Annotated in this window: 13 protein-coding genes; 11 read left to right on the top strand and 2 right to left on the bottom strand. The window is 60.3% G+C overall.

All coding sequences use genetic code 11. The features are described from left to right. Positions 1–45 precede the first annotated feature (45 nt). Positions 46–2,121, bottom strand: coding sequence for a lytic transglycosylase domain-containing protein (locus CO666_RS06480; protein ID WP_097611255.1), 2,076 nt, complete (start codon positions 2,119–2,121; stop codon positions 46–48). Between the two features lie 212 nt (positions 2,122–2,333). Between CO666_RS06480 and dapA the strand changes: the two genes are divergently transcribed. Continuing rightward, on the top strand, positions 2,334–3,218 hold the full coding sequence (gene dapA / locus CO666_RS06475; protein WP_097611254.1) for a 4-hydroxy-tetrahydrodipicolinate synthase: 885 nt from the start codon (positions 2,334–2,336) through the stop codon (positions 3,216–3,218). 98 nt (positions 3,219–3,316) lie between these two features. After that, complete coding sequence (gene smpB / locus CO666_RS06470; RefSeq protein ID WP_085736719.1) at positions 3,317–3,796, top strand: SsrA-binding protein SmpB; 480 nt, start codon at positions 3,317–3,319, stop codon at positions 3,794–3,796. An 80-nt stretch (positions 3,797–3,876) separates the two neighbouring features. Here smpB and CO666_RS06465 read toward each other — a convergent pair whose 3' ends face one another. Continuing rightward, on the bottom strand, positions 3,877–4,458 hold the full coding sequence (locus tag CO666_RS06465; RefSeq protein WP_010065637.1) for a LabA-like NYN domain-containing protein: 582 nt from the start codon (positions 4,456–4,458) through the stop codon (positions 3,877–3,879). A 296-nt stretch (positions 4,459–4,754) separates the two neighbouring features. On the opposite strand from CO666_RS06465, the gene rpoZ reads away from it, so the two are divergent. The 9 genes from rpoZ (at position 4,755) to CO666_RS06420 (ending at position 12,593) form a co-directional block, all read left to right on the top strand. Then, complete coding sequence (gene rpoZ, locus CO666_RS06460) at positions 4,755–5,159, top strand: DNA-directed RNA polymerase subunit omega (RefSeq protein WP_003574261.1); 405 nt, start codon at positions 4,755–4,757, stop codon at positions 5,157–5,159. Positions 5,160–5,352: 193 nt separating this feature from the next. Beyond that, entirely contained in the window at positions 5,353–7,587 is a 2,235-nt protein-coding gene (locus CO666_RS06455; protein ID WP_097611253.1) for a RelA/SpoT family protein, read from the top strand. A gap of 194 nt (positions 7,588–7,781) precedes the next feature. Then, positions 7,782–7,931 (top strand): DUF3563 family protein, encoded by a 150-nt coding sequence (locus tag CO666_RS06450; protein ID WP_003578264.1) that lies wholly within the window; start codon positions 7,782–7,784, stop codon positions 7,929–7,931. A 162-nt stretch (positions 7,932–8,093) separates the two neighbouring features. Then, a complete protein-coding gene (locus CO666_RS06445) occupies positions 8,094–8,684 on the top strand; it encodes a DUF2062 domain-containing protein (RefSeq protein WP_097611252.1) in 591 nt (196 codons plus the stop codon). A gap of 38 nt (positions 8,685–8,722) precedes the next feature. Next, positions 8,723–9,127: a holo-ACP synthase gene (gene acpS / locus CO666_RS06440; protein ID WP_003574253.1), complete on the top strand. Its 405-nt coding sequence runs from the start codon at positions 8,723–8,725 to the stop codon at positions 9,125–9,127. 155 nt (positions 9,128–9,282) lie between these two features. Beyond that, positions 9,283–10,026: a signal peptidase I gene (gene lepB, locus CO666_RS06435; protein WP_085736722.1), complete on the top strand. Its 744-nt coding sequence runs from the start codon at positions 9,283–9,285 to the stop codon at positions 10,024–10,026. Beyond that, positions 10,023–10,742 (top strand): ribonuclease III, encoded by a 720-nt coding sequence (gene rnc, locus CO666_RS06430; protein ID WP_003578269.1) that lies wholly within the window; start codon positions 10,023–10,025, stop codon positions 10,740–10,742. The genes lepB and rnc overlap by 4 nt, the downstream gene beginning before the upstream one ends. 7 nt (positions 10,743–10,749) lie before the next feature. Next, positions 10,750–11,691 (top strand): GTPase Era, encoded by a 942-nt coding sequence (gene era, locus CO666_RS06425; RefSeq protein ID WP_097611251.1) that lies wholly within the window; start codon positions 10,750–10,752, stop codon positions 11,689–11,691. A gap of 149 nt (positions 11,692–11,840) precedes the next feature. Continuing rightward, entirely contained in the window at positions 11,841–12,593 is a 753-nt protein-coding gene (locus tag CO666_RS06420) for a Crp/Fnr family transcriptional regulator (RefSeq protein WP_097611250.1), read from the top strand. The last annotated feature ends 150 nt before the right edge of the window (positions 12,594–12,743 follow it).

Here is a 12,743-nt window from a genome sequence, read left to right as displayed (position 1 = left end):
CGATCCCGAAGATGTAGCCTGCTTTTCCACCCGCGCCAAACGGCTTCAGGAAGCGCTGCGTCCGCCGATGAGGTCGCGCTCGATGTCGGTCGGCTGGCCGAGGCGAGCCTTGTACACTTCGTAATTCTCCATCACCCGCTGGACGTAATTCCGCGTTTCGGGGAAGGGGATGCGCTCGATCCAGTCGACGATCTCGTCGATCGGTTTGCCGCGCGGATCGCCGTAGCGGCCGATCCATTCCGGCACCCGCTTCGGCCCCGCATTGTAGGCAATGAAGGTGAGGATATAGGAGCCGCCGAAGGCTTCGATCTGCTCGCCGAGATAATGAGCGCCGAGCGTGGCGTTATAACCGGCATCGGCCGTCAGCTTGTCTTTCGAATAGGCGATGTTGTGGCGCTTGGCCACCGCCTGGGCCGTTCCCGGCAGAAGCTGCAGCAATCCCCGTGCATTCGCCGCCGAAACGGCGGCTGGGTTGAAGGCGCTTTCCTGGCGGGCGATGGCATAGGCGAGTGCCTTGCCGGAACCGGAGATATTGGCATTCGCCGGGATGACGCCGACCGGAAAGGCGAGCGCTGCGACATCGATGCCGCGGCCATAGGCGATCTTGCCGATCTGCAGCGACAGATGATGGTCGCCGGATTGTTCGGCCTTTGCCGCAAGCACGGCCAGTTCGCCGGGGCTCTGCAGTTGGTCGGCGAGCGCAAGATAGAGAATGTCGGCCCGCCATCCATGGCCTGCGGCCTCCAGCCGGGCGATCGCCTGCACCGCTTCGCGCGCCTGGAAGCGCTCTCGGTCGGCCGTGCTCGGCGCGGGATAGGTAACGTTCAGCGTCTTTCGGCCCAGCCGTTCGGCCGCGAGCTGGCCATAGAAGGTGCCGGGGAAGGTCGCAGCCTTCGCATAGAATTCGCTGGATTTGCCGGGACCTCCGGCTTCTGCCGCTCGTCCCAGCCAATACCAGGCGCGGGAAACCGAGATCGGCCCGTTTGATGTCTGGAGGATCTTGCGGAAGTGTTTTTCCGCGATTGTCGGATCCTGCAGGCCGCGAAGCGCGTACCATCCGGCATGGAACTCGGCTTCGACGATATCCGTCGGGCTCGTTGCGGCGTAATTGGCGACGATGCGATAGGCAGGCTTGAACTGTCCCTGGTCGACCAGGCCGCGGCTGACGATACGCTGCTCGTTCCACCATTCGCCGGAGTTGACGAGTTCGCTGCGCTCGGGCGGCATCTGCTCCAGAAGCGCTGCCGCCTCGGCATATTTGTCCTGCTTGCGCAGATATTCGATCCGCGCAAATAGCAACCCGGGATCGCCGCGCCATTTTGCATCGACCGCGTTGAGCAGTGCGCCGGCATTGCCGGCCTTGGCGTCGACGGCGGACCAGGCCTTGTAGAGCGATTGCGCCTCACCCATGTCGCCGAAGCGCTTGGCCTGCGCCACGCGGCCGCGATACATCAGATAGTCCATCCGCGCCTTGTGGTCGGCCGGCGTCAACAAGGCTGAGAATTCGATGAGGATCTTGTCTTCGGTTGCCTTGTCGAGAGCTTCTCCGCGCCAGACCTTGCGGATATATTTTGCCGCCTGCGCTTGCCTGCCTGAGGCAACCAGCGCCCGGCCGAGGATGACGGCGCCCTGCATCGTCTCCGGCGCGGTGTCGCCGAAGGCGGCGAGCACGGCTGATGGGGCGGGGTTTTCGTCATAGAGCGCGCGTTCGGAATAGGCGCGCAGCCGCGAAAGGCCCGGCCAGCTTTTCAGCTCCTGCCCGGCGCTGGCGATTTCATAGGAGGGAACGCCTTTCAATCCGGAAACGGCGATCGCCCAGGTCAGGATATGGCGGTCGAGCGCACCGTCGGGCATGCTGTCGCGGATCGACAACGCCAGCTGCGGGTTCTTGTCGGAAAGCGCGTCGAGGCCGGCTTTCAGGTCGCTGTTGACAGGCGCGACGGCCGGATTGCGCGGAATGGCGCCCGTCGTGATCGATTCCGGCATGGCTGTTTCGGGAATGAAACCGAGCGGCTTGACGCCGGGCACGGGCGTGCTCTCGCCCGGAAGCGGCGACGCTACGCTGCCCCACGCGGCGGCAACAAAGCCGAAGGCGGACAGAATCAGGACAGCTTTCTTCATCCGGGATCTCGCAACGAAAACACGCCCTGCCATTTGGCTAGAGGCATCTTAACGAAACCTTACCGTACCAGGTAAAATTCATTCACATCTGCTATCGGAATTTGCCCTAAACCGAACTCTACGCGCTTGTCGCCATGATTTCGGCGCTCTATGGTGCGCAAAATATTCATGGAATGCGGCCGAAGCAAGGATTTGGTCGTGAGGAGCTTTGCATGTTTAATGGGTCCATTCCCGCCCTCGTCACCCCTTTCACCGATGCAGGACTGATCGACGAAGACAGCTTCGCTGCGCATGTCGACTGGCAGATCAAGGAAGGCAGCGGCGGTCTCGTTCCGGTCGGCACTACAGGCGAATCCCCGACGCTGTCGCACGCCGAACACAAGCGGGTCGTGGAACTCTGCATCGCGGTTGCTGCAAAACGCGTTCCGGTCATGGCCGGCGCCGGTTCGAACAATACGCGTGAGGCGATCGAACTGGCCCAGCACGCCGAAAAGGTCGGCGCGGACGCCGTTCTGGTCGTCACCCCCTATTACAACAAGCCGACGCAGAAGGGCTTGATCGCGCATTTTTCGGCGATTGCCGAGGCCGTCGATCTGCCGATCTATATCTACAATATCCCCGGCCGCTCGGTGGTCGACATGACGCCGGAAACCATGGGTGCGCTCGCCAAGGCGCATCGGAATATCGTCGGGGTCAAGGATGCGACGGGAAAGATCGAACGGGTCTCCGAACAGCGCATCACCTGCGGTAGGGATTTCCGGCAACTGTCCGGTGAGGATGCCACCGCGCTCGGCTTCAATGCCCATGGCGGTGTCGGCTGTATTTCGGTCACGGCCAATGTCGCCCCGCGCCTCTGCGCCGATTTCCAGGCGGCAACATTGGAAGGCGACTATGCCCGCGCGCTGGAATATCAGGACCGGCTGATGCCGCTGCACAAGGCGATCTTCCTCGAGCCGGGTCTTTGCGGCGCCAAATACGGCCTTTCCAGGCTTGGTCGCATGAGCCGCAACGTCCGTTCGCCGTTGCTGTCGACGCTGGAGCCGGCAACGGAAGCGGCGATCGACGCCGCCCTGCGCCATGCGGGCCTGCTGAACTGAGGAGACCGGCCGTCTTCACAAGGCCGGGTCGTTCCCTTACATAAAGGGTAAGAAAAAGGGGGCGCGGCTTCTCGCGCCCTAAGCAATGGAATATCGTCATGGCCCCCAAAGGCAGCCAGCGCGTGGTGAACAAGGTCGTGGCCGAAAACCGCAAGGCCCGCTTCAACTACGAGATCATCGATACCTATGAGGCGGGCCTGGTGCTGATGGGCACCGAGGTCAAGTCGTTGCGCGAAGGCAAAGCCAATATCGCCGAATCCTATGCGTCGGATGAGGATGGCGAAATCTGGCTGATCAATTCCTACCTGCCGGAATATCTGCAGGCCAACCGCTTCAATCACGAACCGCGCCGCCGGCGCAAGCTGCTGCTGTCGGGCCGTGAGATCCATCGCTTGCGCTCTGCCGTCAACCGCGAAGGCATGACGCTGATCCCGCTGAAGATCTATTTCAACGACCGCGGTCGGGCGAAGATGGAGCTGGCGCTCGCCAAGGGCAAGAAATTGCACGACAAGCGCGAATCGGAGAAGGAACGCGATTGGAACCGGCAGAAGAGTCGCCTGCTGAAGGATAATGGCTGACCACATCGGCTGACTGACGATCGCCGCTTCGCACGGCAATCATGGCGTTGCTGTCGCTCGATTCGAGATAAGCGGAGAGATCAGTCCTCGAAGTCGCTCGCGGGGGCGACTTCGGCCTGGCGTGGGGCGCGCTCCGCGGGATCGCGACCGATTTCAGCCTTCAACGACAAGAGATCGATGAAATGATCGGCCTGGCGGCGCAGGTCGTCGGCGATCATCGGCGGCTGGGTCGCCATGGTCGAGATCACCGAGACCTTGCGGCCCCTGCGCTGCAATGCCTCGACGAGGTTGGTGAAGTCGCCGTCGCCGGAGAAGATCACGAGATGATCGACCGTTTCCGATTGTTCCATGGCGTCGATTGCAAGCTCGATGTCCATGTTGCCCTTGATCTTTCGGCGGCCCATGGAATCTGTGAATTCCTTGGCGGGCTTGGTGACGACCTTGTAGCCGTTGTAGTCGAGCCAATCGATCAAAGGCCGGATCGACGAATATTCCTGATCTTCGATCAGAGCCGTATAATAATAGGCGCGCAGGAGATAGCCGCGTTTCTGGAATGCTTTCAAGAGCTTGCGGTAATCGATGTCGAAGCCGAGGCTCTTGGATGCAGCGTAGAGGTTGGCGCCGTCAATGAAGAGTGCAATTTTTTCGCGTGGGTCAAACATGGCTTACCAATCCAATGAGAGCAATCGAAATCAGCAGGAGGTAAATTCAATAAAAACAATTGCTTATGTTTCTATTTCGACCTGATCCATACTTTATCAATTATTCATATATGAGAGATTTAGGGCACGATTCGGCATATTCCAAGCAACCATAGGTAGAATTGTGACGTTCTCCATGGAAATTTAGCTCAGCCGCGGATAAAGACGAGGGGAGCCGGAATGAAAAACTTGTATTTGCCCGGTTTTAATTGTATCGGGCGTGCTAATCCCGAAATGACGACCGTAAAGGACAGGCAATGGCCCGTGTCACAGTTGAAGATTGCATCGACAAGGTGGAGAACCGCTTCGAGCTGGTTCTGCTCGCCAGCCACCGCGCCCGGCTGATTTCTCAGGGCGCCTCGATCACCATCGATCGCGACAACGACAAGAACCCGGTCGTGGCGCTGCGCGAAATCGCCGACGAGACGCTTTCGCCCGATGACCTCAAGGAAGATCTGATCCATTCGCTGCAGAAGCATGTCGAAGTCGACGAGCCCGAGCCCGATCCGGCAAGCATGATTGCCGCCGGCGGTGTTGCCGCAGCCGACAGCGAAGAGCAGGACGACCTGCCGGAAACGATCACTTTCGACCAGATGTCGGAAGAAGAACTGCTCGCCGGTATCGAAGGCCTGGTGCCGCCGGAAAAGAGCGACGACTACTAAGCGCGCAGGCTGATCTCGGGATCGCGTTGATGCGATCCCCCGGTCCGTAAGGGATCGGAAAAAGTTCATGCGATGCAAAAGAGCGATGATTACCAATCGTCAATCTTGCGCCTTTATTGCTTAGGCATATTATTGCCCATGTGTGCGCCAATCGTTGATTGGCGCGCTTTTATTTTTATGGAGTGGCTTTGGAATGATGCGGCAGTACGAGCTCGTGGAGCGGGTTCAGCAATACAAGCCCGATGCCAATGAAGCACTGCTGAACAAAGCCTATGTCTACGCCATGCAGAAACATGGCCAGCAGAAGCGCGCCAGCGGCGATCCCTACATTTCCCATCCGCTCGAGGTCGCCGCAATCCTCACCGACATGCATCTCGATGAATCGACGATCGCGGTCGCGCTGCTGCACGATACGATCGAGGATACGACGGCGACGCGCGCCGAGATCGACGAACTCTTCGGCGAGGATATCGGCCGCCTGGTCGAGGGCCTGACGAAGATCAAGAAGCTCGATCTCGTCACCAAGAAGGCCAAGCAGGCGGAGAATCTGCGCAAGCTGCTGCTCGCCATATCGGATGATGTGCGTGTCCTGCTCGTCAAGCTTGCCGATCGCCTGCACAATATGCGCACCCTCGACCATATGTCGGCCGACAAGCGTGCCCGCATCTCCGAAGAGACGATGGAAATCTATGCGCCGCTGGCTGGTCGCATGGGCATGCAGGATATGCGCGAGGAGCTGGAAGAGCTCTCCTTCCGCCATATGAACCCGGAAGCCTACGAGACCGTCACCAAAAGGCTGGAAGAGCTTTCCAAGCGCAATGAGGGTATCGTCAAGAAGATCGAGGCTGAACTGCGCGACCTGCTTGTCGCAAGCGGCTTGACGAGCGCCTATGTCAAGGGCCGGCAGAAGAAGCCCTATTCGGTCTTCCGCAAGATGCAGTCGAAGTCGCTTTCCTTCGAGCAGCTTTCCGATGTCTACGGCTTCCGCCTGATCGTCGAGGACATCCCCTCCTGTTATCGGGCGCTCGGCATCGTCCACACCCGCTGGCGCGTCGTGCCCGGCCGTTTCAAGGATTATATCTCGACGCCGAAGCAGAACGATTACCGCTCGCTGCACACCACGATCGTCGGCCCCTCCAGCCAGCGCATCGAACTGCAGATCCGCACAAAGCGCATGCACGAGATCGCCGAATTCGGCATCGCCGCCCACACGCTTTATAAGGACGGCGCCACCAATGCCGACGGCGACATCCTGTCGCGCGAATCCAATGCCTATTCCTGGTTGCGCCACACGATCGAGGCTCTGGCCGAGGGCGACAGCCCGGAGGAATTCCTCGAGCACACCAAGCTCGAACTCTTCCAGGACCAGGTCTTCTGCTTCACGCCGAAGGGCAAGCTGATTGCCCTGCCGCGCGGCGCCACCCCAATCGATTTCGCCTATGCGGTGCACACCAATATCGGCGACACCACGGTCGGCGCCAAGATCAACGGCCGCATCATGCCGCTGGTGACGCGGCTTGCCAATGGCGACGAGGTGGAGATCATCCGCTCCGGCGTACAGGTCCCGCCGGCTGCCTGGGAGGAGATCGTCGTCACCGGCAAGGCGCGCGCCGCCATCCGCCGCGCCACCCGCATGGCGATCCGCAAGCAATATGCCGGCCTCGGCCACCGCATTCTCGAACGCACCTTCGACAGGGCCGGCAAGATCTTCTCGCGCGAGGCGATGAAGCCGGCGCTGCACCGGCTCGGCCAGAAGGATGTCGAGGATGCGATCGCCGCCGTCGGCCGCGGCGAGATGTCCTCGCTTGATGTGCTGCGCGCCGTCTATCCCGACCATCAGGACGAGCGCGTCACCGTCAAGCCCTCCGGCGACGACGGCTGGTTCAACGTCCGAAGTGCGGCCGGCATGATCTTCAAGATCCCGGGCAAGGCCAAGCCCGGTGCCGACGGCGGCCATCCGGAAGTCGACAGCGACGTCGATATCGGGCCGATCCGCGGCCTGTCCGGCAATGTCGACGTCAAGTTCGCGTCGACAGGTGCGGTGCCTGGCGATCGCATCGTCGGCATCATGGACCAGGGCAAGGGCATCACCATCTATCCGATCCAGTCGCCGAGCCTGCAGCGTTTCGACGATCAGCCCGATCGTTGGATCGACGTCCGCTGGGATCTCGATGAGGCCAACAAGTCGCGTTTCATGGCGCGCATCATGGTCAACGGGTTGAATGAGCCCGGCACGCTTGCCAAGGTCGCCCAGACGGTGGCAGGCCTCGACGTCAATATCCGCTTGTTGAACACGGTGCGCGTCGCTGCCGATTTCACCGAAATGATGCTCGAGGTCGAGGTTTGGGACCTGCGTCAGCTCAATCAACTGCTCGCCCAGATGAAGGATCTGGATTGCATCGCCACGGTGCGGCGGCTCTACGAGTAGGCCTTTGTTAAGCCTGTCACCGGCTTGACCGGAAAATTGCACATTTTGTGATCGTTTTATGATCGCGATAGCGCATCCGAAAGGCAAGCAATGCACTCAATGCATGGCTGTCTCCATGTTGCGGCGGTAGTAATTAACCTTTGGCGGGACTATCTTCTGGTCATCGAAACGCAAACAGAAGATGAGACAAGATGATGTTTGACCCTATCAGAAAAATTGCTCGCGCCCTTCGCGCTCCGACTGCCCAGGAACGTGAAATGGCCTATTTGAACGGCTCGTTCGATCGTATAGATCTCGAGTTTCGTCAGCGCCAGGTCGACCGCGGTCTGTTCCGCAATCGTTGATACTGGACTTTTATACTTGAGATGAGTGAGGGACGTTATGCATAGCGGACGCCCCTCGGCGTGAAGAGGCTCCTCGCTGCTGAGGGGGAACTGAGTTGTTTTTTCGGCGGTAGCATTTTGCCGCTCTTGTCATGCTCATGTGCGCTGCACTAAATACCGGCCATGTTGTTTCGCCGTCGCAAACCCGCCGGATTCAAGGAAAAGATGCGAGAGCTTCTATGGCCTCGCAAAGGTTTCCTTCGCCCGATCCGTTATCTCTCCATGCGCATCCTGCGCCTGAGCGCTTCGCCGCATGCGGTTGCGGCCGGCGTCGCTGCTGGCGTCTTCGTCTCGTGGACGCCTTTCATCGGCGTGCATTTCGTCATGGCGTTTGTCATCACCTATTTCCTCTCCGGAAGCATGGTTGCTGCCGCCCTCGGCTGTGCCGCCTTCGGCAATCCGCTGACCTATCCCTTCATCTGGGGCATCACCTGGGAGATTGGTCATCTGCTGCTCAGCCGTGAGGATCATCTGGCCGGTCAGACGGTTGATCTGGCCGCCCTCTTTCACAAGCTGAATTTCATGGAGTTGTGGAAGCCGGTGCTGGAACCGATGCTGGTCGGCGCCATTCCGCCGGCGATCGTCACCTCCGTTGCGCTCTATGCGCTGACATTCTACACCGTGAAGGGTTTTCAGACGCGTCGCCACACCCGGCTGTTGGAGCGGGCGCGTCTGCGTCTGGCAAGTGCTGCCGGCGACATGCCGAGCGTATGAGCCTGATCAAGAATTCTTAAGCGACGGAAGGTTCCCGAATGATCATCGGCATTGGCAGCGATCTGATCGACATTCGCCGCGTCGAGAAATCCATCGAGCGCTTCGGCGACCGCTTCACCCATCGCTGCTTCACCGAGGTCGAGCGCGCGCGGTCCGACCGCCGGGCCAATCGCGGCGCTTCCTATGCCAAACGTTTCGCCGCCAAGGAGGCCTGTTCCAAGGCGCTCGGCACCGGTATCGCCCAGGGCGTCTTCTGGAAGGACATGGGCGTCGTCAACCTGCCGAGCGGCAAGCCGACCATGGTTTTGTCGGGTGCTGCCGCCCTGATCCTCGAATCGATGCTGCCCGCGGGCCACAGGCCCGCCATTCATTTGACAATAACGGATGATTATCCCTTGGCGCAGGCCTTCGTGATCATCGAGGCGTTGCCCGAGAACCTCTGATCGCGCCCCCGGAGGCGATGTCGCGCCCTCGGAAGCGTTTCAACGCGACCTCTCGTCGCTTTTGGCGTTGTCGCCATTGCCGCAACCGGTCGAAGCCGCTAGAGAGAACGACAGAAAAATTGCGCCGTCGCGGCGTCTTGAAGGAATAAGACTGCGTGTCCGAAAAAGTCCAAGCCAAGCCGAATGCCCTCTGGGAAAATATCAAAGTCATCATCCAGGCGCTGATTTTGGCGATGGTGATCCGAACGGTGCTGTTCCAGCCCTTTACGATTCCGTCCGGTTCGATGATGCCGACGCTGCTCGTCGGCGACTACATCTTCGTCAACAAGTTCGCTTACGGCTATTCGAAATATTCGCTGCCCTTCTCGCCCGACATCTTCAGCGGCCGCCTGTTCGGCGCCGACCCGAAGCGTGGCGACATCGTCGTCTTCCGCTTCCCGCCAAACCCCGAGGTCGACTACATCAAGCGCTGCATCGGTCTGCCGGGTGACCATGTCCAGGTGACCGACGGCGTGCTCTACGTCAACGGAAAGCCGGTGCCGAAGGTGGCGGATGGTACGTTTACCTCGGATTACAAGCTCGATCCGGGCGCCGATGTGCCGGTCTTCCGCGAAACGCTCGACAACGGCAAGACCTACGACACACTCGACCAGTCTCCCGTGTCGCGTGGTGACAACACCCGTGAATTCATCGTGCCTGAAGGCCATTATTTCATGATGGGCGACAACCGCGACAACTCGCTCGACAGCCGCTTCGACGTCGGCTTCGTGCCGGCCGAAAATCTTGTCGGCCGCGCCAGCGTGATCTTCTTCTCGCTCGGCAACGACACCTCCTTCCGCGAAATCTGGAAGTGGCCGACGAATATGCGTTGGGACCGTCTCTTCAAGGTTGTTGAATGAGTAAGGCGCAGACGCTTTCTGCGGCGGACCGCGCAAAGCTCGAAGGCCTGATCGGTCACGACTTCGCCGAAAAGGAACGCCTCGACCGGGCGCTGACCCATGCCAGCGCCCGCACGGAAAAGGGCGGCAATTACGAACGGCTGGAATTCCTCGGCGACAGGGTCCTCGGGCTCTGCATCGCCGAACTGTTGTTTCGTACCTTCGGCACGGCGGGAGAAGGCGAGCTCTCGGTGCGCCTCAACCAGCTCGTCAGCGCTGAAACCTGCGCTGCGGTCGCCGACGAACTCAATCTTCACCTCTATATCCGCACCGGCGCCGACGTGAAGAAATTGACCGGCAAGCGCATGATGAACGTGCGCGCCGACGTCGTCGAAAGCCTGATCGCCGCAATCTACCTCGACGGCGGCCTTGAAGTTGCCCGCCGCTTCATCCTGCGCTACTGGCAGGGCAGGGCGGTCAGGGCCGATGGCGCCAAGCGCGACGCCAAGACCGAGCTGCAGGAATGGTCGCATGCAAAATTCGGCGTCACGCCCAACTACCGGGTTGATGAACGCAGCGGACCGGATCATGATCCGCGCTTCAAGGTGACGGTGGAAGTTGCTGGCATAAAGCCGGAAACCGGCGTAGAGCGGTCCAAGCGTGCCGCCGAACAGGTTGCGGCGACCAAGATGCTCGAGCGCGAAGGCATTTGGCAGCAATCGCCTGCCGGAAACTGACGGGACAATGACACAAGAAGAAGATATCGCGGCCGACGCTGCCGTAGAAACCAGTGGTCCGACGCATTCGGGCTTTGTCGCGCTGATCGGACCGACCAACGCCGGCAAGTCGACGCTGGTCAACCGCCTTGTCGGCGCCAAGGTGTCGATCGTCAGCCATAAGGTGCAGACGACGCGCGCCATCGTCCGCGGCATCGCTATCCACGACAACGCCCAGATCGTTTTCATGGATACGCCGGGTATCTTCAAGCCGCGCCGCCGGCTCGACCGCGCCATGGTGACCTCGGCCTGGGGCGGCGCCAAGGATGCCGATCTGATCGTGCTCTTGATCGACAGTGAGCGCGGCCTGCGCGGCGATGCCGAAGCCATCCTCGAAGGCCTCAAGGAGGTCAAGCAGCCGAAGATCCTGCTGCTCAACAAGATCGACCGCGTCAACCGCGAGGATCTGCTGGCGCTGGCCGCGAGCGCCAACGAGAAGATCGCCTTCGAACGCACCTTCATGATCTCGGCCGAAAACGGCTCCGGCTGCGACGATGTCATGGACTATCTGGCGAAGACGCTGCCGGAGGGGCCGTGGTACTATCCGGAAGATCAGATCTCCGATCTGCCGATGCGCCAGCTCGCTGCCGAAATCACCCGCGAGAAGCTGTTTCTGCGCCTGCATCAGGAGCTTCCTTACGCCTCGCATGTCGAAACGGAGAAGTGGGAAGAACGCAAGGACGGCTCGGTGCGTATCGAGCAGGTGATCTATCTCGAGCGCGACAGCCAGAAGAAGATCGCCCTCGGCAAGGGCGGTGAAACCATCAAGGCGATCTCGACGGCGTCGCGCAAGGAATTGTCGGAAATCCTCGAACAGCCTGTGCATCTCTTCCTGTTCGTCAAGGTTCGCGAGAATTGGGGCGATGATCCCGAGCGGTTCCGCGAAATGGGCCTCGATTTCCCGAAATAGCCGCGGCAAGGATTTCACCGGGCGGGTGCCAGCCCCTTGTTTCCTTGGAAAAAATCCACCTCGTTGCGGAACGAATCCATGGCTGGAGCATTCCTTGCTCGACGGTGCGCCGAGGGCGGTCGCCGGTTTGCGCGGCCGTGGGGGCAGGTATGGCAACGTCGAGACGCATCCACTCTTTCAAGACCCCTTGCGAGCAATGTCCGTTGCGGCCGCTGCCGCATTTCAGGGAATTCAGTCGCGACGAGCTGGAATTCGTCTCCCGTTTCAAGCGGGGCGAGCTTGCCGTCGATGCCGGCTCCACCATCCTCGTCGAGGGCGCACACAGCGCTCATCTCTTCACCGTGCTCGCCGGCTGGGGCTTCCGCTACAAGATGCTGGAGGATGGCCGCCGCCAGATTCTGAATTACATCATGCCGGGCGACCTGATCGGCCTGCAGGGAACGATCGCCGGCGAGATGCAGCATTCGGTCGAAGCGCTGTCGCCGGTTTCCCTCTGTGTCTTCGAGCGCGACAGGCTGATGACGCTCTACAACAAACACCCCTCGCTCGCCTTCGACATCACCTGGATTGCGGCGCGCGAGGAGCGCATTCTGGATGAGCATCTGCTCTCCATCGGCCGCCGCACGGCGCTGGAAAGAGCGGCCTACCTGATCGCTTTCCTGTTCGAGCGTGGCCGGAAGCTTAATCTCTTCAACGGCCGGACATTCATCCCGATCACCCAGCAGCACATTGCCGATACGCTTGGCCTTTCCATCGTTCACACCAACAAGACCTTGAAAAAGCTTGGTGAACGTGGGCTGATCCGCTGGCAGGAGCGCGGCTGCGAGGTGCTGAACGGCGAGGAATTGATGGCTATATCAGGCTGGGAAGGGCTCGGAGAGAGCAAACGTCCCTTCATCTGACGGCCCGTCGCCCGGAAGTGTGCCGCGGTCGCGGGGCAGCGACATCACGCAAGAATTTCGCAGCATTCCCGGTTCCGCGCGTCATGCAGGAGCCAACCCGCTTGCGTATGTCTTTTTTAAATGCGCATTAGCAGCAGGGAAAATAAGGTT

The sequence above is a fragment of the Rhizobium chutanense genome (assembly GCF_002531935.1).
Lineage (GTDB): Bacteria > Pseudomonadota > Alphaproteobacteria > Rhizobiales > Rhizobiaceae > Rhizobium > Rhizobium chutanense.
The sequence above is the reverse complement of the archived record's forward strand: the minus strand, read 5'-3'. Positions and strand labels throughout refer to the sequence as shown.